This window comes from Micromonospora hortensis, from assembly GCF_022230935.1.
Taxonomy (GTDB): domain Bacteria; phylum Actinomycetota; class Actinomycetes; order Mycobacteriales; family Micromonosporaceae; genus Micromonospora; species Micromonospora hortensis.
The window spans coordinates 172,949-194,211 of sequence record NZ_JAKKFE010000001.1 but is presented as its reverse complement, the minus strand read 5'-3'; the positions used below and the strand labels follow the sequence as shown (position 1 = coordinate 194,211).

Annotated in this window: 17 protein-coding genes; 13 read left to right on the top strand and 4 right to left on the bottom strand. The window is 72.2% G+C overall.

Annotation, left to right across the window (positions count from 1 at the left end):
• Positions 1–2: 2 nt before the first annotated feature.
• Genes NIE111_RS00805 through NIE111_RS00795 form a run of 3 tightly spaced genes read right to left on the bottom strand, consistent with a single transcriptional unit; the run spans position 3 to position 3,327 of the window.
• A complete protein-coding gene (locus NIE111_RS00805; protein WP_238682546.1) occupies positions 3–1,028 on the bottom strand; it encodes a D-alanine--D-alanine ligase family protein in 1,026 nt (341 codons plus the stop codon).
• Positions 1,025–2,167 (bottom strand): alanine racemase, encoded by a 1,143-nt coding sequence (alr, locus tag NIE111_RS00800; RefSeq protein WP_238682545.1) that lies wholly within the window; start codon positions 2,165–2,167, stop codon positions 1,025–1,027. Before alr ends, NIE111_RS00805 begins: the two co-directional genes overlap by 4 nt.
• Positions 2,164–3,327, bottom strand: coding sequence for an acyltransferase family protein (locus NIE111_RS00795; protein WP_238682544.1), 1,164 nt, complete (start codon positions 3,325–3,327; stop codon positions 2,164–2,166). Before NIE111_RS00795 ends, alr begins: the two co-directional genes overlap by 4 nt.
• Positions 3,328–3,476: 149 nt before the next feature.
• Between NIE111_RS00795 and NIE111_RS00790 the strand changes: the two genes are divergently transcribed.
• Both NIE111_RS00790 and NIE111_RS00785 read left to right on the top strand, forming a co-directional pair.
• The gene (locus NIE111_RS00790) at positions 3,477–4,349 is read left to right on the top strand and encodes an LLM class F420-dependent oxidoreductase (protein WP_238682543.1); all 873 of its coding nucleotides are present in this window, start codon (positions 3,477–3,479) and stop codon (positions 4,347–4,349) included.
• A 183-nt stretch (positions 4,350–4,532) separates the two neighbouring features.
• Positions 4,533–6,578, top strand: a complete 2,046-nt coding sequence (locus tag NIE111_RS00785; RefSeq protein ID WP_372488261.1) for a serine/threonine protein kinase — start codon at positions 4,533–4,535, stop codon at positions 6,576–6,578.
• A 65-nt stretch (positions 6,579–6,643) separates the two neighbouring features.
• Here NIE111_RS00785 and NIE111_RS00775 read toward each other — a convergent pair whose 3' ends face one another.
• Positions 6,644–8,905, bottom strand: coding sequence for a catalase (locus tag NIE111_RS00775; protein WP_308193604.1), 2,262 nt, complete (start codon positions 8,903–8,905; stop codon positions 6,644–6,646).
• A gap of 184 nt (positions 8,906–9,089) precedes the next feature.
• Between NIE111_RS00775 and NIE111_RS00770 the strand changes: the two genes are divergently transcribed.
• The 11 genes from NIE111_RS00770 to NIE111_RS00720 all read left to right on the top strand — a co-directional run bounded on the left by NIE111_RS00770 (position 9,090) and on the right by NIE111_RS00720 (position 21,210).
• Positions 9,090–9,989: an alpha/beta hydrolase family protein gene (locus tag NIE111_RS00770; RefSeq protein ID WP_238682542.1), complete on the top strand. Its 900-nt coding sequence runs from the start codon at positions 9,090–9,092 to the stop codon at positions 9,987–9,989.
• A gap of 136 nt (positions 9,990–10,125) precedes the next feature.
• Entirely contained in the window at positions 10,126–10,914 is a 789-nt protein-coding gene (locus tag NIE111_RS00765) for an ABC transporter ATP-binding protein (protein ID WP_238682541.1), read from the top strand.
• Positions 10,911–11,633: an ABC transporter ATP-binding protein gene (locus tag NIE111_RS00760; RefSeq protein ID WP_238682540.1), complete on the top strand. Its 723-nt coding sequence runs from the start codon at positions 10,911–10,913 to the stop codon at positions 11,631–11,633. Before NIE111_RS00765 ends, NIE111_RS00760 begins: the two co-directional genes overlap by 4 nt.
• 30 nt (positions 11,634–11,663) lie before the next feature.
• Positions 11,664–12,542, top strand: a complete 879-nt coding sequence (locus NIE111_RS00755; RefSeq protein ID WP_091399163.1) for a branched-chain amino acid ABC transporter permease — start codon at positions 11,664–11,666, stop codon at positions 12,540–12,542.
• Positions 12,539–13,651: a branched-chain amino acid ABC transporter permease gene (locus NIE111_RS00750; protein ID WP_238682539.1), complete on the top strand. Its 1,113-nt coding sequence runs from the start codon at positions 12,539–12,541 to the stop codon at positions 13,649–13,651. Before NIE111_RS00755 ends, NIE111_RS00750 begins: the two co-directional genes overlap by 4 nt.
• An 86-nt stretch (positions 13,652–13,737) precedes the next feature.
• On the top strand, positions 13,738–15,024 hold the full coding sequence (locus tag NIE111_RS00745) for an ABC transporter substrate-binding protein (protein ID WP_238682538.1): 1,287 nt from the start codon (positions 13,738–13,740) through the stop codon (positions 15,022–15,024).
• Positions 15,025–15,169: 145 nt separating this feature from the next.
• On the top strand, positions 15,170–15,937 hold the full coding sequence (locus tag NIE111_RS00740) for an SDR family oxidoreductase (protein WP_238682537.1): 768 nt from the start codon (positions 15,170–15,172) through the stop codon (positions 15,935–15,937).
• Positions 15,938–16,031: 94 nt separating this feature from the next.
• A complete protein-coding gene (locus tag NIE111_RS00735; RefSeq protein WP_238682536.1) occupies positions 16,032–16,643 on the top strand; it encodes a TetR/AcrR family transcriptional regulator in 612 nt (203 codons plus the stop codon).
• Between the two features lie 64 nt (positions 16,644–16,707).
• Positions 16,708–19,533, top strand: a complete 2,826-nt coding sequence (locus NIE111_RS00730) for a helix-turn-helix transcriptional regulator (protein WP_238682535.1) — start codon at positions 16,708–16,710, stop codon at positions 19,531–19,533.
• Between the two features lie 46 nt (positions 19,534–19,579).
• A complete protein-coding gene (locus NIE111_RS00725; RefSeq protein WP_238682534.1) occupies positions 19,580–20,728 on the top strand; it encodes an acyl-CoA dehydrogenase family protein in 1,149 nt (382 codons plus the stop codon).
• 17 nt (positions 20,729–20,745) lie between these two features.
• The gene (locus NIE111_RS00720) at positions 20,746–21,210 is read left to right on the top strand and encodes a MaoC family dehydratase (protein WP_238682533.1); all 465 of its coding nucleotides are present in this window, start codon (positions 20,746–20,748) and stop codon (positions 21,208–21,210) included.
• Positions 21,211–21,263: the final 53 nt, after the last annotated feature.

Sequence of the window (21,263 nt, the reverse complement as noted above, 5' to 3'; positions counted from 1 at the left end):
ACTCACACCAGGTGGTCGACCGCTCGGACCGGCCGGGGCAAAGCCCTGTGGTGGCCGTGGTCCTCGTCGGCCAGCGCGCCGGCGATCAGGATGTCGATCAGGGCCGCGAACTCGATGCCGGCCTGCTGCCAGATCTGCGGGAACTGGGACGCGGCGGTGAAGCCGGGGAACGTGTTGACCTCGTTCACGATGGGCTCGAGCGACCCCTCGGTGGGCAGGAAGAAGTCGACCCGCAGCAGTCCACGGCAGTCGAGGGCCTGGAAGGCGCGAATCGCACGGTCCTGGAGCACCTCGGTGGTCGCCGCGTCGAGTGGGGCGGGAATCTGGAAGATCGCCCCGCCGTCGTACTTCGCGTCGTAGTCGAAGAAGCCGGCACCGGTCACCCGGATCTCCAGCGGCGGGCCGGCCTGTACCCGGCCGTCCGGGTGCTGGAGGACCGCCACGTCGATCTCGCGTCCCCGCGCTCCCTGCTCGACGAGCACCTTCGGATCGACCTGGCGGGCCTGCTCCAGCGCGGCGGGAACTCCCGCCCAGTCGTCCACCCTGACGACGCCCAGGCTCGACCCGGCGCGGGCCGGCTTGACAAAGACCGGCAGCTCCAGCCGGCGCTGATCCTCGGGCGACAGGGCCTCGCCGGGACGCAGTGTCACTCCCGGGCTGACCCGCAGGCCCTCCGCCGCGAGGAGCCGCTTGGTGACCCCCTTGTCCATGCCGGCGGCGCTGGCGAAGACGCCGTTGCCGACGTACGGCACGCCGAGCCACTCCAGCAGCGACGACACGGTGCCGTCCTCGCCGTACGGGCCGTGCAGGGCCGGGAACACCACGTCCTGGGCACGCAGGACGCGCAACGCCGCAGGCAGGGGCGTCGGTCGGCCGCCGACGTGCCACCCGCCGTCGCGGTCGATCAGCACCTCGGTGACCTGGTACCGCTCACGGTCCAGGTGGGCGAGGATGCTCGCCGCCGAGCGGCAGGACACGTCGTGCTCGCCGCTCTGCCCGCCGTACAGCACTGCCAGTCGGGTTGTCATGAGTTCCGTGCCCTTCCGTGGAGGTGCTCGCGGGCCACCCGGGCCCCGATGCCGGTCAAGATCTCGTGCGGGTTGGTGTCGGCCCAGCGGGCCCACTCGACCACCGTCGGAGGGTGCTGGTCGCCCTCGGCCGGGCCGAACACCACGACCGGGTCGCCGATCGTCACGGGAAGATCCCCGGCGTCGACCACGCACTGGTCCATGGCGATGCGCCCGACGATCGGGCACCGCCGGCCGGCGAGCCACACCGAGGCGCGGCCACCCGCGGCCCGGGGCAGCCCGTCGGCGTAACCGAGCGGCAGCAGCGCCAGGGTGGTCGGTGTGCCGGTCACGTGCTCGGGCCCGTAGGAGACGCCAGTGCCGGCCGGCACCCGCTTGACGTTGATGACGCTCGTCCGCAGGGTCATCGCGGGGTGCAGCTCGAACCCGCCCGGACCGCTCACGCCGAACGGGTCCACGCCGTAGAGGGCGATCCCGATCCGGCAGAGGTCGAAGCGGGTCCGCGGTGCGGAGAGCGCGGCCGCCGAGTTGGCCAGGTGAACGAGATCAGGATCCAGGCCAGCCGACCGTGCGGTCCGCAGCGCCTCCTCGAAGTTCGCCACCTGACGGGGGAGCGCGGGGGCGCCCGGCAGGTCGGCGTCGGCGAGGTGGGACCACACCCCGCGCACCCGGATCCCACCCTCTCGCTCGTACTTGCGGGCCCAACCGACCAACTCGGGCCAGTCGTCCCCGGCGGCCCCGTTGCGGGACAACCCGGTGTCCGCCTTGAGCTGCACCGTCGCCGGTACGCCGAGCAGACGGGCCGCGTCGGCGACGGCGTGCAGGTGCGTCGTCGTGGACACGCCGACGTCGACGCCACTCTTGATCAACATACCGAAGTCGTCATCCGGGCTGTGCAGCCAGCTCAACGTGGGTGCTGTCACACCCTCCTCGCGCAGGGTCAGCGCCTCGGCCGTCGAGGTCACTCCCAGCCAGGACGCGCCGGCGCGCAGCGCGGCCCGGGCCACCTGCACCGCGCCGTGGCCGAACCCGTCGGCCTTCACCACGGCCATCAGTCCGGTGCCGGTGACCGACGCGATCGTCCGCACGTTGCTGGCGATCGCGTCCAGGTCGATCAGGGCTTCGGCGAGGGCGCTCATCCGGCCGCCTCCACCCGTCGCGAGCCGGGCAGCGCGAACAGCCAGCCCGCGCGAGCCGCCAGCAGCCCGCGGTGAACGGCCAGGCTCAGACCGATCACCAGCCCGCTCAGCAGAACCGGATAACCGAGCACGATCAGGCCCTGAGCGGACCCACCCAGCCCGGAAACCGGTGCGAGCAACAGCCGGTGCAGCAGGGCCAGGACCGGCATGTGAATGACGTAGATCGGCAGGGTGATGCGGCCGAGCCTAGCCAGCGGTTCGCTGAGCGCCGACCACCGCGACAGCCGGGCAGCGGCGGTTATGCCGAAGATCACTGCCACCACGGAGACCGCCGGCCACACCCCGAACCACTGCTGGGCGCCGGTCAGCGCCATCGCGGCGAGGGCCAGGACGTAGCCACCCGAGGTGAGCAACAGCCGGCGGCGGGTCGCGGTGGCGGCCCACTGCTGAATCTGCGGCCGCAGGTACAGGCCGGCGAGGAAGAAGACCAGGTTCTGGTAGAGGCCGGCGCGGTTGCCCGGGGTGTCGAGCAGGCCGGCGGCGGCGACGGCGGACAGCGCGGCGGCGGGGACCAGGACCAGCGCCCGGGGCACCCGGCGGGTCAACGTGGCGATCGTGAAGTACAGCGCCAGGGCGTACAGGTACCAGAGGTTGGACGGCGTGACGGTGAGCTGCTCCAGCACGCCGAGCGCCGAGGTGGCCCGGTCGGTCGGCAGTTCCGGCGCGGCGGCGAGGACCACTGTGTGGATCAGCAGCCAGACGGCGTACAGGTAGAGGAACCCGGCGACCCGGCTGCGGGCGACCACCCGCCACGGCCGCTGGGCGGCGTTCGCCGCGAAGAGGCCCGAGATGGTGAAGAACAACGGCATCCGCAGCGGGAGGAACTGCTCACCCAGCATCCCCCAGAACCCCGGCACCGGTACGCCGATGTGCCAGTCGATCTGGAGGTAGTCCTTCACGACGACGTGCCACAGGACGACGAGGATGATGCAGACGCCCTTCGCGGCATCGGCCCACTGCGCCCGGTGTGATCCGGCGGCGGGTGCGGTCGCGGAGGCAGAGGTGGGTCCGGTCCGTTGGCGGTGGCGGAACCGGACGCGTGGCGCGTCGGGCTCCGGCTCGGCGGGCCGGGATTCGGTGGGAGAGAGCTGTTGGATCACCCACCGAAAGCTGCCAGCCGGATATCCGCACGTGATCCACGAATTGTCATGGTCCGGTAATGGACGCCGTCGGACCCGATCCGTGGGCGGTTCCGAGCCGCCCCCGGCGGACGCCAGGCGGCACTAGGCTCGGTGCGGAGGTGTCGAACATGAAGCTCGGGCTGCACTACTGGAACTACTCGACCCCGGCCGACCCGGCCGCTATCGCACCGACCCTGGCGCAGACGGCGACAGTCGCCGAGCAGGCCGGCGTCGCGTCGTTCACTGTGATGGACCACTTCTTCCAGATGGACGCGGTGTTCGCGGCCGAGGAGCCGATGCTGGAGGCGTACACCACGCTCGGCTACGTCGCGGCCATGACCCAGCGGATGACGCTGGGCGTACTGGTCACCGGCGTGATGTACCGCTACCCGGGGTTGCTCGCCAAGACCGTGACGACCCTCGACGTGCTCTCCGGCGGCCGGGCCCGCCTCGGCATCGGCGCCTCCTGGTACGAGCGGGAGCAGCTCGGGCTGGGTGTGCCGGTCGTCCCGGTGGCCGAGCGGTTCGAGCGGTTGGAGGAGACGCTGCGCATCTGCCTTCAGATGTGGAGTGCCGACGACGGCCCGTTCAACGGAAAGCACTACCAGCTCGCCGAGACCATCAACTCGCCGCAGCCGTTGAGCCGCCCGCGACCGCCCATCATGATCGGCGGTGGCGGCGAGAAGAAGACCCTGCTGCTGGTGGCCCGGTACGCCGACGCCTGCAACCTGTTCGGCCGCGGCGGTAGCGATGACATCGCGCGCAAGCTGGATGTGCTGCGCGGGCACTGCGCCGCCGAGGGCCGCGACTACGACACCATCGAGAAGACGGTGGTCGCCGCCCAGGCGCCGCTGGACGACACCGACGCGTTCCTCGCCGAGGTGTCCGAGTACGCCGCGCTCGGGGTGAGCGAGGTGCAGGTGACGCCGGATCGGGACCCGATCGAGTTCGCCCGGCGGCTCGGCGACCAGGTGTTGCCCCGGCTGGCCGACATCGGCTGAGCCCGCCTCGACCGGCGCGGGTGCCACCGTGAACACATGGCCAATTCCTGGTGGCTCGACGGTGCGCCCGCGCCGTCTGTGGCTCCACAAACGACGTTGCCGGTGAGGATGAGCCGAATCACATACGGTGGTTCACTTCGACTGCCGGAAATTGTTCGACGACGTGCCAGGTAGCCTCTCCGGGTGTCGCAGATGTTGCCGCTTCTTGTTACCGATCGGTATGACGTCGTCGAGCTCATCGGCCAGGGCGGAATGGGTCGAGTGTGGAAAGCCCGCGACCGAATGCTGCAACGGGACGTCGCCATCAAGGAAATTGTTCCGCCCCCCGGCCTGACCATTGAGGCGCGACAGGAATTGCGGGTCCGGTCACTTCGGGAGGCCCGGGCAATCGCGCGACTCGACCACGTCAACGTCGTCCGGGTCTTCGATGTGCTGTTGAGCGCCGACGGCGACCCGCAGATCGTGATGGAGTACGTGCCGTCCCGTTCGCTGCACGACACCATCACCACCGACGGTCCCGTCCCGCCGGTGCGGGCGGCCGAGATCGGGCTGGCCGTGCTCGGCGCGCTGCGCGCCGCCCACCGCGCCGGGATCATGCACCGCGACGTCAAACCGGCGAACATCCTCGTCGGCGCGGACGACCGCATCGTGCTCACCGACTTCGGCCTGGCCACCGCCGTCGAGGACGTGAACCTCACCCTCAGCGGTGTGGTGCTCGGCTCGCCCGCGTACGTCTCTCCCGAACGGGCCATGCGGGGCACTGTGGGTCCGGCGGGGGATTTCTGGTCGCTCGGCGCGACCCTGTACGCCGCCGTCGAGGGCCAGTCGCCGTACGCCCGGCCGTCGAGTCTGATGAGCCTCACCGCTCTGGTCACCGAGCCGCCGCCCGCGGCGCGACGGGCGGGACCGCTCGCGCCGGTGCTGGCCGGTCTGCTGCGCAAGGACCCGGCCGAGCGGATGGATGCCGACGCGGCCGAGCAGTTGCTCCGGGCGGCGCTGGACGGCACACCCCGGCCGCCCATCGCGGTGACGTGGCGTCCGGCGCCCGCCGCGTCAACGGCGATCACGGCCCATCCGATCGACGCGTCCGACGTACCCCGGTCGTCGGCCCCGGTGGCAGCGGATCGTGCCGGTCGGGGACCGGCCCGCCGACGGCGGACCTGGCTTCTCGGTGGCCTCGCGGCAGTGGTCGCGCTCGGCCTGGCGGTCGGGGTTCCGCTGGCCACCCGCCGTGCGTCGCGGCCGGCCGGGGGAGGGGCCGAGTTGGTGGACGCCGCAGTGCCGGGTGCGCCGTCGACGCCCGGTGCCGCATCGACGACCGCTGCGCTCCGACCGATCTCGTGGTCGGTCTACCGGGACGGCAGCGGCTTCTCGATGCCGGCGCCGCGCGACTGGCAGATCGTCCGGCGCGGGCAGCGGGTCGAACTGCACGAGCCGGGCGGCGAACGGATGCTGGTCGTCAGCCAGACCGACTCGCCGCGCACCGACCCGTTGGCAGAACTGGCCGGCCCGGCCGTCGGTGAGCGGTACCGCGACTACCGCCGGGTCGAGCTGCTCGCCGTCAACTACCAGCTCAAGGCCGCCGACCTGGAGTGGGTTTACACCAGCGAGGCGGGTACCGCGATGCGCGGGCGCCAGCGCACCTTCACGACGGAGAAGCGTCAGGGTTTCAGCATCGCCTGGTTGACACCCGAGTCCGCCTGGGCGGTCGCCGGGACGGACGCGTTCCGGGAGATCACCGCGGGTTTCCGGCCGGCGTCGACGGCGGGTGGGGCCACGGCGTCGGCCACGCCGGACCGTCGAGTGTCACCGACCCCGAGCGTGCCCCCGACGCGGTCGGGCAGCCGGCTCGTCGGGGTGGCGAGCAAGCGGTGCCTGGACGTCAGCGCGCCGGAATCACCCGACCCGGTCCGGCTCGGGATCTGGGACTGCCGGGACGACCGCGCCTCCCACCAGCGCTGGGCGATGCGCTCGGACCGGAGCATGCAGTTGGGTGGGCGTTGCCTGGACGTGCTGTCCGCGTCCAGCGACGCCGGAGCGGCGATCCAGCTCACCACCTGCAACACGACCCCGGCGCAACAGTTCACACTGAACGAGGCCGGGCAACTCGTCAACGCGCACAGCGGACTGTGCCTGGGCACTGTCGGCCAGAGCACCGCGAACGGCGCGATGATCGAGCAGCGCAGCTGTAGCGCCGGTACGAGCCATCTGCAGTGGACCCGGCGATAGCGCCCGGACACCGACGAGGGCCGTCCTCCTGGTGACACGGAGGACGGCCCTCGTCGGTGGTTGGGTCAGGCGACCGCTGCGGGGAACCGCTCCCAGACGCGGTGCGCGGCCATCAACTGCTGCACCGCGGTCAGCGCCTCGGCGCCCGAGCCCGCCGCCACGACGCCCGGGGTGCCGGCGACGCCGGCCTGCTCCAGCACCGAGACACCTGCGCCCCAGGCGCCGATCGCCTTGGCGTGCCGCCAGCACTCCTCGACGAGTAGCAGCACGCGGGGATCCACGGTGGCCGGTTCCGGCGTGCCCGCCTTGGCGTCGCGGGCCGGTAGGGCATCCGGTGCGGGCGCCGGCGCTCCGGCCAGCAGGACCGCGTCGAACTCGACCGATCGGCCGGTGGCGAAGGTGCGCTGCACCGACAGGTCGCCCACCATGCCGCCGTGTGGGGCGATCAGCAGCGGCACCATGCCGGCGCTGAACACGGCCCGGCGGACCTCGTCGACGCCGTCCAGGTCGCCGGAGGGGTCGACGACGATCCCGACCATCCGGCCGTCGCTCGGCCACTCCCGACCGACCTGCGACAGCGCCGGGCTGGGCGTGACGTCGGGGAGCGGCACTGTCGGCTGGGGTGCGGGCAGGCCCAGGCCGGTGGCGACCTGCTCGCACAGCACCGGGTCGATGTTGGCGAGGCTCCGCAGCTGACGCTCCTTGATCGCCTGGTGGTAGCACTTGCCCAGCTCGAAGGTGTACGCCCGGATGATGTGTTCCTTCTCGACCGGCGACATGCTCAGCCAGAACAGGCGGACCTGGCTGTAGTGGTCGTCGAACGAGGCCGGGTTCGCGCGTACCTTCGGCGCCTGCGCGACAGTGACCGGCACGTCGACGAAGGCGTGCTCGGCGTCCCCGGCGGGGAACGGGTTGCCGCCGTCGAGCGAGTTCGGTCGGTACGGCGCGACGCCGGCGTGCACGGCGTGCTGGTGGAAGCCGTCGCGCAGCATGTCGTTCACGGCGGCGTGCGGGCGGTTGATCGGGATCTGCGTGAAGTTCGGCCCGCCCAGCCGGGTGAGCTGCGTGTCGACGTACGAGAAGAGCCGGCCCTGCAACAGCGGGTCGTTGGTGACGTCGATGCCCGGGGGCAGGTGACCGAGGTGGAAGGCGACCTGTTCGGTCTCGGCGAAGAAGTTCGTCGGCGTCCGGTTGAGCACCAGCCGCCCGATGGGCTGCACCTCGGCCAACTCCTCCGGCACGATCTTCGTCGGGTCCAGCAGGTCGATGCCGGCGAAGGTCTCCTCCGGAGTGTCCGGGAAGACCTGGATGCCCAGCTCCCACTCGGGGTACGCGCCGGCCTCGATGGCGTCGTAGAGGTCGCGGCGGTGGAAGTCCGGGTCGATGCCGCCGATCAGCTGGGCCTCCTCCCAGGTCAGCGAGTGCACGCCCAGCTTCGGCTTCCAGTGGAACTTGGCCAGCACCGTCTCCCCGGCCTCGTTGACGAGGCGGAAGGTGTGCACGCCGAAGCCCTCCATCGTCCGGTACGAACGCGGAATGCCCCGGTCGGACATGTTCCAGATGGTGTGGTGTTGCGCCTCGGTGTGCAGCGACACGAAGTCCCAGAAGGTGTCGTGGGCGCTCTGCGCCTGCGGGATCTCCCGGTCGGGGTGCGGCTTGCCGGCGTGGATGATGTCCGGGAACTTGATGGCGTCCTGGATGAAGAAGACCGGGATGTTGTTGCCGACCAGGTCGAAGGTGCCCTCGTCGGTGTAGAACTTCGTGGCGAAGCCACGGGTGTCGCGGACGGTGTCGGCCGAACCCCGCGAACCGAGCACCGTGGAGAACCTGACGAAGACGTCGGTCTCGCGTCCCTTCTTGAGGAAGCCGGCCCTGGTGACGGCCTCGGCGGTGCCGTACGCGGTGAACACCCCGTGCGCGCCGGCGCCTCGGGCGTGCACCACACGCTCCGGAATGCGCTCGTGGTCGAAGTGCGTGATCTTCTCGCGGAGGTGGTGGTCCTGCAGGAGCACCGGGCCGCGCGGGCCGGCCTTGAGCGAGTGGTCGGTGTCGCGCAGCCGCGCCCCGTTCGCGGTCGTGAGGTAGGCCCCCTGCTGACCGTTAGCGATCGTCGGCGCGCCGGTCTCCGCGCCGGTTGGCGTGCGCGTCTGCGGTGCCCCCTGTTCCGGCTTCGGCGGCAGCGGGTCGTGCGGCGTCGTCGGCTCATCGAGCGGCGGTGGCGCGCTCCCCGGCGCACCGGGGATGTCCGGGGTGAGGGCGTCGGCGATCTTTCCTGAGGCGGTCTTCACGACGTTCTTGACTGCCTCGGCGGGCTTGCTGGAATCCACTGAATGAACCTCTCCATGGCGCGTGTGCGGGCCGGCGCCTGCCCTGCTACCCCAGGTCAGAGGGTCGAAACACGACTCATCTCGGCATCCTGCGCCGGGACTGGTGATTTCGCCGATGCCGGGATCGGCCAAGCAGCCAAAACTGACATACGTCGATATCCCTCGACTTTAGGGAGTGCCCGACGTGTCCTCACCAACCACCACCCGTCCCCGTTCCGTCGCAGCCCGCGCCACCCGGCTCGCCTTGGCCGCCGTCCTGGCCGCCGGTGGCATCCTGGCCGGATCCCCCGGCGCCGCCCAGGCCGCCGGCCCGTACGACAGGGGCCCCGCCCCGACCACAGCGATCCTGGAGGCAAGCCGCGGCCCGTTCGCGACGTCCTCGCAGAGCGTGTCCTCGCTGAGTGTCACCGGCTTCGGCGGCGGCGTCATCTACTACCCGACCAGCACCAGCGAGGGCACCTTCGGCGCCATCGCCATCTCGCCCGGTTACACCGCCGCCTGGTCCAGCATCAGCTGGCTCGGACCGCGCATCGCCTCGCACGGCTTCGTGGTGATCGGCATCGAGACCAACAGTCGGCTGGACCAGCCGGCCAGCCGGGGTCGGCAGCTCCTCGCCGCGCTCGACTACCTCACCCAGCGCAGCTCGGTGCGGACCCGGATCGACAGCAGTCGACTCGCTGTGGCCGGTCACTCCATGGGTGGCGGGGGTAGCCTGGAGGCGGCCTCGTCGCGGCCGTCCTTGCAGGCCGCGGTGCCGCTGGCGCCGTGGAACACGGACAAGAGCTGGTCCGAGTTGCGGGTGCCCACGCTGATCGTGGGCGGGGAGAGCGACAGCGTCGCGCCGGTCTCGTCGCACTCGGTGCCCTTCTATAACAGCATCCCGGCCTCCGCCGAGAAGGCGTACCTGGAGCTGAACGGGGCGAGCCATTTCTTCCCGCAGAGCACCAACACGCCGACCGCGCGGCAGATGGTGGCCTGGTTGAAGCGGTTCGTCGACGACGACACCCGCTACGAGCAGTTCCTCTGTCCCGGCCCGAGCGGCTCGCAGATCCAGGAGTACCGCAACACCTGTCCCAGCGCCTGACGGCGGTCACGGGGCGGTCGCCGCTGGCGGCCGCCCCGTCCACGTGCGTAAAGGGGCATTGAAGGTCTTGACGCCAAACCCGAGAAACGTACACTGCGAGTGTAAATAAACACCCGCCACGACAGAGGGATGGGTGATGGAGCGCGGCCTCGAACTGCACCACATCGGCGTCCGTTTCGGCGGCCTCACCGCCCTCGACGACGTGTCCCTGCGGGTGCCACCCAACCGGGTGGTCGGCGTCATCGGGCCCAACGGCGCCGGCAAGACCACGCTGTTCAACGTGATCTGCGGCTTCGTCGCACCGGAGACGGGTTCACTCACCCTCGACGGCCGGCCGCTGCGGCCACGGCCGCACCGGCTGACCCGGCTCGGCATCGCCCGGACCCTCCAGGGCACCGGCCTCTTCGCCGGGCTGAGCGTGCTGGAGAACGTGATGACCGGCGCTTCGCACACCGCCCGTGCCGGCTTCGTCCCGGCGTTGCTCGGGCTGCCGGCCAGCGACCGCGACGAGCGCCGGCTGCGCGGGGACGCCCTGGCCATCCTCGACGAGCTGGGCATCGCCGAGCACGCCGGAGCCGCGCCGACCACCCTGCCCTTCGCCGTACGCCAGCGGGTCGCCCTGGCCCGCGCGCTCGCCGCCCGGCCCCGGCTGCTCCTGCTCGACGAGCCGGCCGGTGGCCTCGGGGCGGACGACATCGCCGAGCTGGCGGAGCTGGTCCGGCAACTGCCCCGACGGGACACCGACCCCTGCGCCGTGCTCCTGGTCGAGCACCACATGGACCTGGTGATGGCCGTCTGCGACGAACTCGTGGTCCTCGACTTCGGCCGGGTCATCGCCGCCGGCGCCCCGGACGAGATCCGCGACGACCCGGCGGTCACCGACGCGTACCTCGGTGCCACAGTCGAGGAAGAGGTCTCCCCATGAGCGGCACCGACCTTCTCGTCGTGCGAGGGCTGGTCGCCGGTTACGGCGCCGCGCCCGTGTTGCGGGCCATCGACCTCACCATCCCCGCCGGCACGATCGCCGCTGTCGTCGGCGCCAACGGCGCCGGCAAGACCACCCTCCTGCGCGCGCTCTCCGGCATGATCCGCCCGGCCGCCGGCCAGGTCCTGCTGGCCGGTGAGGACCTTCGCGGTACGCCGGTGGAGCAGCTCGTCCGACGCGGCATGGCGCACGTCCCGGAGGGCCGGGGCGTGATCAGCGAGCTGACCGTCGACGAGAACCTGCGGCTGGGCGGCCTGTGGCGGCGCGACCGGGCCGACGCCGGGCGGGCCCTCGACGAGGTCTACCAGCTCTTCGAGCCGCTGGCCCGACGCCGCCGGCACCTCGGTCACCAGCTCTCCGGCGGCGAGCGGCAGATGCTCGCGCTCGGTCGGGCCCTGGTCGGCCGCCCCCGTCTGCTGTTGCTGGACGAGCCGTCGCTCGGCCTGGCGCCACGGGTGGTCGCCCGGACCATGGCACTGCTCCGCCAACTGCGTGACCGCACCGGGCTGACCGTCCTGCTGGTCGAGCAGAACGTGCGCAGCGCGCTCGCCGTCGCCGACCAGGGCGTCGTGATGTCCCTCGGTCGGGTGGTGATCGCCGCCCCGGCGGTGCAGCTACGCGACGACGTCGACCTGCGCCACGCGTACCTCGGTTTCTGACCACCATCTCGTCCCCCGGAGGGAGGACTGTTGGACCGCTTCGTCTTCCTCACCGTCGACGGCCTGTCCCGGGGCGCGGTGTACGCCGCGTTCGCGCTGGCCCTGGTGCTCATCTGGCGGGCGGCGCGGGTCGTCAACTTCGCCCAGGGGGCGATGGCCGTCGCCGCCGCGTACGTCGCCTACACGGTCAGCACCGCTACCGGTTCCTACTGGCTGGGCTTCGTGGTCGCGATCGTCGCCGGCCTGCTGCTCGGTGCGCTGGTGGACCGGGTGGTGATGCGGCACGTCGACCACGCCTCACCGCTCAACCCGGTGATCGTCGCGCTCGGGCTGGTGCTGCTGATCCAGGCCGTGCTCGGCATGGTGTACGGCAGCGAGTTCCGCCCCGCCGAGGCCCCGTTCAGCCGGTCCGCCCTCACCGTGGGCGGGGTCGCCGTGCTGTCCCCGTACGACCTGTTCGTCTTCGCCACGATCGGCGTGGTGGTCAGTGGCCTGGCCTGGATGTTCGCGCGTACCCCGGTGGGGTTGCGGATGCGCGCGGCGGCCTTCGCCCCGGAGGTCTCCCGGCTGCTCGGGGTCAACGTCGGTGGGATGCTGACCCTCGGCTGGGCGCTCGCCTCCGGGGTGGGCGCGTTGGCCGCCATGCTGGTCCTACCGACCGAGCTGGGCCTGCACCCGCACGCGATGGACCTGGTGTTCGTCTCGGCGTTCACCGCGGCGGTGGTCGGCGGGCTGGACAGTCCACCGGGGGCGGTGGTCGGTGGGCTGGTGGTGGGGTTGCTGCTCTCCTACGTGAGCGGCTACGCCGGCAGTGACCTCACCCCGCTCGCGGTGCTGGTCCTGCTGCTGGCGGTGCTGCTGGTCCGGCCCGGTGGGCTGTTCGCCCCGGTCGCGGCGAGGCGGGTGTGAGCGCCACGAGGGCGGCAGTGCCGCCGAGGGAGCAGCTCGACGACCCGGGCGGCCGACCGGTCGACAGCCGACGCGGCTCCACACTGCTGCGCCACCTCGCCGTGGTGGCGGCCGCCGGGCTGCTGCTGGTGGCGGTCAGCTACTCCGTCGAGCCGTTCCGCAACTTCCAGCTCGCCACGGTGGCGGCCTACCTCTGCGCGACCGCCGGGCTGACCGTCCTCACCGGGCTCAACGGTCAACTGTCGCTCGGACACGGCGCGCTGATGGCCACCGGGGCGTACACGGTGGCGCTGTGCCAGACCGCGTTCGCCGACCGGGGGATGACCGGCGGCTGGCTGTTGCCGCTGTCGTTGGCTGCGGCGATCGTCAGCGCCGTCGCGGTCGGCGCGGTGGTCGGTGTGGCGGCGGCCCGGCTGCGCGGCCCTTATCTGGCCGGGGTCACCCTCGCGGTGGCAGTGGTGGTGCCGGCGCTGGCGGTCACCTTCGACGGCGTGTTCAACGGAGAGCAGGGGCTGTCGGTGCCGGTGGAGCCGCCACCGCTGTCGCTCGGCCCGTACTTCCCGTACGAGCGGTGGCAGCTCTGGGTCACCGGCGCGGCCACCCTGCTCGCGTTGCTGCTGTTGGCGAACCTGATCCGCAGCCGGTACGGGCGTACCTTCCGGGCGGTCCGCGACGACGAGGTGGCGGCCCGCCTGGCCGGCATCCACGTGGCCCGCACCCAGGTCCTCGCGTTCGTGGTCAGCGCCGCCACCGCCGGGCTCGGCGGTGCGCTGCTGGCGGTGCTCGCGCAAAGCGTCTCACCCGGCGCGTTCTCGCTGACCCTGTCGCTGTTCCTGCTGATGGCCGTGGTGATCGGTGGCCTGGGTCGACTGACCGGTGCGCTGTGGGGGGCCGTCCTGCTGGTCGCCCTGCCCGATCTGACCCACTCGGTGACCGAGATGCTCACGCTCTCGCCCGCTGTGGCGCAGCGGCTGGAGGGCAACCTCCCCCTGGCGATCTTCGGTCTCACCCTGATCGTCGTCATGATCGCCGCCCCCGGCGGTGTGCAGGGTCTGCTGTCGCGTCTCGGCCGGGCGTTGCTGGCCAGGCGGCCGACCCGGCGTTCCTGAGCTGTCCTCGGTCCGGCCTCGGCCGGGCGCCCCACCACCACACCGTTCCCCACAGAAAACCGGACCGAGAAAGGTCGGTGTTTCCCATGCACCGTAAAGCGCATCGCGGCCTCGCGATCGCCAGCACCCTTGCCCTGCTCATCACCGCAGCCGGCTGTAGCGGCGACGACGGCCCCGGCTCCGGCGGTGCGTCGGTGCCGGGCGTCACCGACACCGAGATCGTCGTCGGCACCCACATGCCGCTGACCGGCCCGGCCTCGGCCGGCTACTCGAAGATCGCCCCGGCGACGAAGGCGTACTTCGACTACGTCAACGCCAACGGCGGAGTGCACGGCCGCACGATCACCTACAAGATCATGGACGACGGCTACAACCCGGCGAACACCCAGCAGGTGGTCCGTCAGCTCGTCCTCCAGGACAAGGTCTTCGCCGTCCTCAATGGTCTGGGCACGCCGACGCACACCGGTGTGCTCGACTTCCTCAAGAGCAACCGGGTGCCCGACCTCTTCGTCGCCTCCGGCAGCCGCAGCTGGGACCAGCCGGACAAGTATCCGGGCACGTTCGGGTTCAACCCGGACTACACGGTCGAGGGCAAGATCCTCGCCAACTACGCGAAGACGAACCTGGCCGGGCAGAAGGTCTGTTTCCTCGGTCAGGACGACGACTTCGGCCGGGACAGCCTGGCCGGCGTGGAGAAGGTGCTCGGCGCCGGCGCCGTGGCGGTCAAGCAGACGTACGTCACCAGCAACACCAACGTGGCGCCGCAGATCGGCGCGTTCAAGGCGGCCGGGTGCCAGGTCGTCGTGCTCGCCACAGTGCCCGGCTTCACCGCGCTGTCCGTCGGCACGGCGGCCCGGCTGGGCTTCAAGCCGCAGTGGCTGGTCTCCAACGTCGGCGCCGACCACCCGACCCTGGCCAAGCAACTCGGCGCCGCGGCGCCGCTGCTGGAGGGAATGGTCGGCACCAACTACCTGCCGATGCAGAACGACACGGCGAACCCGTGGGTCCAGCTCTTCACCAAGGTCAACAAGGAGCACAACGGGGACGCGCCGTTCGACGGCAACACCGTCTACGGCATGTCGGTCGGCTACCTCTTCGTGCAGACACTGCTCGCCGCCGGCAAGGACCTCACCCGGGAGAAGGTGCTGGAGGCCGTGCAGAAGGGCGGCTTCCAGGGCCCCGGGCTGGTGCCGCTGCGCTTCTCCGCCACTGACCACTCCGGGTACGGCGGCCAGCGGTTGAGCCGGGTGAGTGGGGGAGTGCAGAGCTACTTCGGGCCGGCGTACGAGACCGACGAGGCGGATGGGGCGGTCAACGAGTACACCGCCACCCCGGCCGCGCCACCGGCGAACGGGGTGCCGACCGTCTCCTGAGGCCCCGCAGCCCCGACGTCCGACCGGGCGTGGTTCCCCCTGACCACGCCCGGTCGGACTGCTGCGCGCGTGCTGCCGGAGCGGTCTGCCGCTCGATCGCCGCAGGCGTTGACCGATACCGATAGACGCTCTTACTATCTGCACCGTGAATGCATATTCGGGCCGACTCGCGGACCGGGTCGCCATCGTCACCGGCGCCAGTCGCGGGATCGGTCTGGCCATCGCCCAACGCCTCGTCGCCGAAGGCGCGCGGGTGGGCGTGACCGCCCGCCGCCCCGAAGGGCTGGCCGAGGCGGTCGCCACCCTGGGCGGTCCGGCACACGCCCTCGCGGTGCCGGGCCGGGCCGACGATCCCGAGCATCGGGCCGCCGCGGTGAGTCAGGTCGGCGCGGCGTTCGGGCCGGTGGATCTGCTGGTCAACAACACCGGCATCAACCCGGTGCACGGCCCGCTGGTCGAGCTGGACCTGGCCGCGGCCCGCAAGATCCTCGACGTGAACGTTGTCGCGGCGCTCGGCTGGGTGCAGGAGGTCTGCGCCGCCGGCATGAGCCAGCGAGGCGGCTGCGTCGTCAACGTCTCGTCGATCGCCGGGCTCGGCCCGTCGCCCGGAATCGCCTGCTACGGGGTCAGCAAGGCCGCGCTCAACCACCTCACCGCCAGCCTCGCCGTGGAACTGGGGCCGACGGTCCGGGTCAACGCGGTCGCCCCCGGCGTGGTGAAGACCCGCTTCGCCGCCGCCCTCTACGACGGGCGGGAGGCCGAGGTCGCCGCACGATACCCGCTCGGACGCCTCGGTCTGCCGTCGGACGTGGCGGGCGCTGTCGCCTTCCTGGCCTCCGACGACGCCAGTTGGATCACCGGGCAGACCATCGTCTGCGACGGCGGCGTCTCGCTGACCGGCAGGGTCGGATGACGGCGTCGGCGGAGCGTCCGGAGCCGCTGATCAACGGCTGTCTAGACTCGGCGGTGCGTCGGGGGACGCCGTGGCGGTGAGGGGGCGAGGGCGGATGGACGCAGTCGATGTGGCGGGCCGGGTCGACGGGCGCACCGCCCGCGCCGAGCGCACCCGCGCGGCCATCGTCGAGGCGCACCTCGCGCTCATCTCCGAGGGCGACCTGCGTCCGACCGGGGAGCGCATCGCCGAGCGGGCGGGCATCTCGCTGCGCACCCTCTGGACCAACTTCAAGGACATGGAGACGCTCTTCGAGGCCAGCGGCGCGGAGGTGCTCCGCCAGCAGGACGCCGCCTACCGGCCGATCTCACCGGGCCTGCCGTTGGCGAAGCGGGTCGACGCGTACTGCCGGCAGCGGGCTCGACTGCTCCAGCTCATCGCGTCGTCGGCGCGGGCCGCCCAGATGCGTGAGCCGGTCTCCGAACAGCTGCACCGCAACCGTCTCAAGCACATCGAACGGGTCCGCGACGAGGTCGAGGAGCTCTTCGCCGTCGAGCTGGCCGAGGCCGGGGCGGGACGGGAGCAGTTGCTCAACGCCCTGGTGGCGGCGAGCACCTGGCAGGCCTGGTCGATGCTGCGCTACGGGCTCGGTCTCGGCGTGGACCAGGCCCGCGCGGTGATGGCCCGGACCGTGGGCGCCCTGCTGGCCGAGGTCGCGCCCGACTGATTCCGGCCCGGCCCGATATCGACCCCTCTTTCCATTCGGTTTCCGATGGGTAACACTGGCAGGCATGGTTACTGCATCAAGAGTGCAACTAACCGTGCTGCGTGGCCGGGACGACGAGTGCCGGGCTGTCCGGAGCCTGCTCGACGGCATGACCAACGCCGGCGGTGCCCTGCTGTTGCGCGGAGAGCCCGGATCGGGCCGTACGGCAGTTCTCGGCTACGCCCATCGGCACGCCGAGGGTGACTGCACGGTGCTGGCCGGCAGCGGGCTCGCCGAGGAGGCCGCCCTGCCGTACGCCGGCCTGCAACGCCTGGTCGACCCGGTGCTCGACCGGGCCGCCGGGCTCCCCGGCGAGCAGCGCCAACTGCTGCGGCGCGCACTGGCCGGGGAGAGCTGCCCGGCCGACCGGCAGTTGACCCTGTCGATGGCGGTGCTCGGGCTGCTCGCCGCCGCCGCCCGGGACCGGCCGTTGCTCGCCACCATGGACGACATCGACCGAGGTGACCCGCAGACCGCGCAGGTGCTGGCGTTCGTGGCCCGCCGACTGCGGCACCTGCCGCTCGCCGTCCTGCTCAGCGCGGACGTCACCGCCAACCTCGACGGGATACCGGCACACCGGCTGCGCGCGCTGACCGAGCACGAGAGCCGCGCCGTCCTCACCGATCGACTCGATCGGCTGTCCGGGCGCGAGGGCGTCGACCGGCTCCCCGACCGGCCAGCCGCGTCGGCCCTGACCGCGTTGGCCACTATCGGCGGCGGCAATCCGCAGGCCCTGGTCGACCTCGCCGATGTGCTCACCGCGGGGCAGTGGCGGGGTGAGGAGTCGCTGCCGGCAGCGCCACCGGCGGACGGAGCGCTGGGTCGCGCGTACCGAGCCCGGCTGGACCGGCTGCCCCCGGAAACCCGACGGGTGCTGTTGCTCGCCGCGCTCGACGAGGACGGCGAGCCGGGCACCCTGATCCGGGCCGCGGCGGCTGCCGGCGCCGAGGTCGAGGCGCTCGCCCCGGCGGAGGTCGCCGGCCTGGTGCGCGTCGAGCAACGAGGCGTCACCTTTCCGCAGCCGCTGGTGCGCACGATGATCGCGGCCAGCGCGCCGCTCGCGGAGCGCCGCGCGGCGCACCGACTGCTCGCCGAGGTGCTGGTCGCGGACGGGCAGCGGCTGCGCCGGGCGATGCACCTCGCCGCCGCGACGGCGGGTTCCGATCCGGTCCTCGCCGCCGAGCTGGAACAGGCGGCGGTCGGCGGATCCGACGGCTGGGCCGCCGCCTCGGTGGCCCTGCGGTGGGCGGCCGAACTGAGCGACCGGCCGAGGCTGACCGCAGCCCGTCTGCTGGCCGCCGCCCGGTACGCCTGGGCCGGGGGGCAACCCGACGAGGCCCGGCTGCTGCTCGACCGCCTGCGCGCGGTCTGCGTCGACCCGGTCGTCCGAGGCCGTGCCGACCTGCTCCGCGGCGAGCTGGAGCTGCGCTGCGGCACCGCGTCGAGTGCGTCTGCCACTCTGCTGGCCTCCGCCGCGGCGGTGGACGGCACCGACCGCGCCCTGGCGTTGACCGGGCTGGTGCGGGCCGGCGAGGCGGTCTGCTTCACCGGCGAGCAGTACCGGTACGCCGAGGTCGGCCGGCGGGCACTGCCGTTGCGGCGCCCGGACGACCCGCCGGCCCTGGAGGTCATGGGGTGCCTGATCGCCGGGGTGGCGGCGACCCTGCGGGGCGACCACGAGCGAGCCGGGCCCGCGCTGCGCCGCGCCGTGGTGCTGGGCGACCGGCTGACCGGTTGGGCGTTGACCCCCACCGCGCTCAGCTGCGCCGCGGCGGCCGGACTGCTGGTGGCCGTGGACGGCGCGGCTCACCGGCTCGCCGAGCGTGCCGTCGAGCTGGCCCGGGAACGGGGTGAGCTGTCCATGCTGTCGCGGGCGTTGGAGCTGCGGGCGGTCGCCGAGTACTGGCTGGGCCGACACGAGGCGGCGGCGGAGACCTCCCGCGACGGGCTGCGCGTCGCCCGGGCGACCGGGCAGGTCAACTGCGCCAACGTCCACCTGGGCATGCTCGCCGTCCTCGCCGCGATCCGGGCCGATCGGGAGACCAGCCTGCGGCGGATCCGCGAGATCGGCGAGTCTCCGACGCCGGGCAGCCGCCCGCACGCGCTCGCCGCGTGGGCCCTGGCGGTGCTCGATTTGGTCGACGGTCGGCACGCCGAGGCCGCGGAGCGGTTGGCGTCGCTGGCTCGGCTCGGCACGCGTCGGGGGCAGGTCCTCGTGCAGGTGATGGCGACCCCGTACCTGGTGGAGGCGGCGGCGCACCTGGCGCACCGGCCGGCGGCGACGGCCGCGCTCGCCGCGTTCGACAGGTGGGCCAGCAGCACCGCGAGCCCGTTGCGCCGGGCCCTGTCCGCGCGGTGTCACGCACTGCTCGCCCCCCGGGGCGGTGCCGAGGCGGAGCGGGACTTCCAGGCGGCGCTGCGCCTGCACCCGACCGAGGCCGGCACGTTCGAGCGGGCCCGCACCGAACTGCTCTTCGGCCAGGAGCTGCGCCGCAGTCGACGCCCTCGCGACGCGCGCACGCACCTGCACCAGGCCCGCGAGATGTTCAGTTTGCTCGGGGTGGAGTGCTGGGCCGAGCAGGCCACCACGGAGCTGCGGGCGGCCGGGGAGTCGATCGGTCCGCCGGACCTGCCCGCGGCGCGGTTGTTGACAGGCCAGCAACTGCGGATCGCCGAGCTGGTCGCCGAGGGCGCCACCAACCGGGAGATCGCCGCCCGGATGTTCCTCTCCACCCGCACTGTCGACCACCACCTGCGCAACGTGTTCCACCGGCTGGGCATCCGTTCGCGGACCGAGCTGGCCCGCGCGTTCACCGCCGAGCGGCACGTCGGTCTGGCCTCCGACCGGTGAACGTCCGGTCTGGACGCGTTTAACTATCACCGCTAGTTTGAGCGTCATGGACCTCACCCTCTCCGCCGAGCAGGCGGCGGTCCGCCAGCTGGCCGCCGAGTTCGCCGACCGCGAGCTGCTGCCGCACGCGGCCGTTTGGGATCGCCGCGAATCAGTCGACCCCGCCATCGTCGGCATGCTCGGTGACCTGGGCTTCCTGGGGCTGACCATCGCCGAGACCGACGGCGGCTCCGGCGGCGACCACCTCGCGTACTGCCTGGTCCTTGAGGAACTGGGCCGGGGCGACTCGGCGGTGCGCGGCATCGTCTCGGTCTCCCTCGGCCTGGTCGCGAAGTCGATCGCCGCGCACGGGAGCGCGGAACAGCGCGCCGAGTGGCTACCGAGGCTCTGCGCCGGCAGCGCACTCGGCTGCTTCGCGCTGACCGAGCCGGACAGCGGCTCGGACGCGGCCGCCCTGCGCACCCGTGCGGTCCGCGACGGCACCGACTGGCTGCTCACCGGCACGAAGACGTTCATCACCAACGGCACCACCGCCGACGTCGCGCTGGTCTTCGCCCGCACCGGCGGCCCCGGGCACCGAGGAATCAGCGCGTTCCTGGTGCCCACCGACAGCCCGGGGCTGACCCGGCGGGAGATCCACGGCAAGCTCGGCCTGCGCGGTCAGGCCACCGGCGAGCTGGGCTTCGACGAGGTGCGCGTGCCCGACGCGGCCCGCCTCGGGGCCGAGGGCGCCGGATTCCGGCTGGCCCTGGCCACCCTCGCCAAGGGTCGGATGTCGGTGGCCGCCGGATGCGTCGGCATCGCCCAGGGCTGCCTCGACGCGGCGGTCGGTTACGCCGGGCAGCGCACCCAGTTCGGCAAACCGATCGCCGGGCACCAGCTCGTCCAACAACTGCTCGCCGCCATCGCTGTGGACACCGCCGCCGCCCGCTTACTGGTGTGGCAGGTGGCCGATCTGATCGACCGCGACCAGCCGTTCGCCACCGAGGCGTCGATGGCCAAGCTCTTCGCCAGTGAGGCCGCCGTCCGCGCGGCCAACAACGCGGTCCAGGTCTTCGGTGGGTACGGCTACATCGACGAGTATCCGGTCGGCAAGTACCTACGCGATGCCCGGGTGGCCACCCTCTACGAGGGCACCAGCCAGATTCAACAACTCCTCATCGGCCGCGCGCTCACCGGCGTCAACGCCTTCTAGCTGTAGGGAGATCCGGCATGAGAGTCTTCACCTCGTTCGAGGAGTTGGCCGCCGCGACCGGCGAGAGCCTCGGGCCCGGTCCGTGGCAGCGCATCGAGCAGAGCCGCGTCGACCTCTTCGCCGACGCCACCGACGACCACCAGTGGATCCATCTCGACCCGGTCCGAGCCGCGGCGGGGCCGTTCGGCGGGACGATCGCCCACGGGTACCTCACCCTGTCGCTGTTGCCGGCGTTGGCCGGCGGGCTCTACCGGGTCGAGGGGGTGGCGATGGGCGTCAACTACGGGCTGAACCGGGTGCGCTTCCCCGCGCCGCTGCGGGTCGGCGCCGCCGTACGCGCCACCGCCACCATCGCCGACGTGTCGCCGGTCAGCGGCGGTGTGCAGTTGGTCGTGACGGTCACGGTGGAGAGCGACAGCGGCGGCAAGCCCGTCTGCGTGGCCGAGACCGTGAGCCGGCTCTACCGCGCCGTGGAGCAGTGACCCTTCCGGGTGCTGACAGGGCGGCGACGGATCCCGTCGCCGCCCCGTCACCG

Excerpts from the sequence above, each read along its gene's own strand:
- NIE111_RS00805 (WP_238682546.1), bottom strand. The coding sequence starts at position 1,028 with ATGACAACCCGACTGGCAGTGCTGTACGGCGGGCAGAGCGGCGAGCAC.
- alr (WP_238682545.1), bottom strand. The coding sequence starts at position 2,167 with ATGAGCGCCCTCGCCGAAGCCCTGATCGACCTGGACGCGATCGCCAGC.
- NIE111_RS00790 (WP_238682543.1), top strand. The coding sequence starts at position 3,477 with ATGAAGCTCGGGCTGCACTACTGGAACTACTCGACCCCGGCCGACCCG.
- NIE111_RS00765 (WP_238682541.1), top strand. The coding sequence starts at position 10,126 with ATGGAGCGCGGCCTCGAACTGCACCACATCGGCGTCCGTTTCGGCGGC.
- NIE111_RS00760 (WP_238682540.1), top strand. The coding sequence starts at position 10,911 with ATGAGCGGCACCGACCTTCTCGTCGTGCGAGGGCTGGTCGCCGGTTAC.
- NIE111_RS00745 (WP_238682538.1), top strand. The coding sequence starts at position 13,738 with ATGCACCGTAAAGCGCATCGCGGCCTCGCGATCGCCAGCACCCTTGCC.
- NIE111_RS00735 (WP_238682536.1), top strand. The coding sequence starts at position 16,032 with ATGGACGCAGTCGATGTGGCGGGCCGGGTCGACGGGCGCACCGCCCGC.
- NIE111_RS00730 (WP_238682535.1), top strand. The coding sequence starts at position 16,708 with ATGGTTACTGCATCAAGAGTGCAACTAACCGTGCTGCGTGGCCGGGAC.
- NIE111_RS00725 (WP_238682534.1), top strand. The coding sequence starts at position 19,580 with ATGGACCTCACCCTCTCCGCCGAGCAGGCGGCGGTCCGCCAGCTGGCC.
- NIE111_RS00720 (WP_238682533.1), top strand. The coding sequence starts at position 20,746 with ATGAGAGTCTTCACCTCGTTCGAGGAGTTGGCCGCCGCGACCGGCGAG.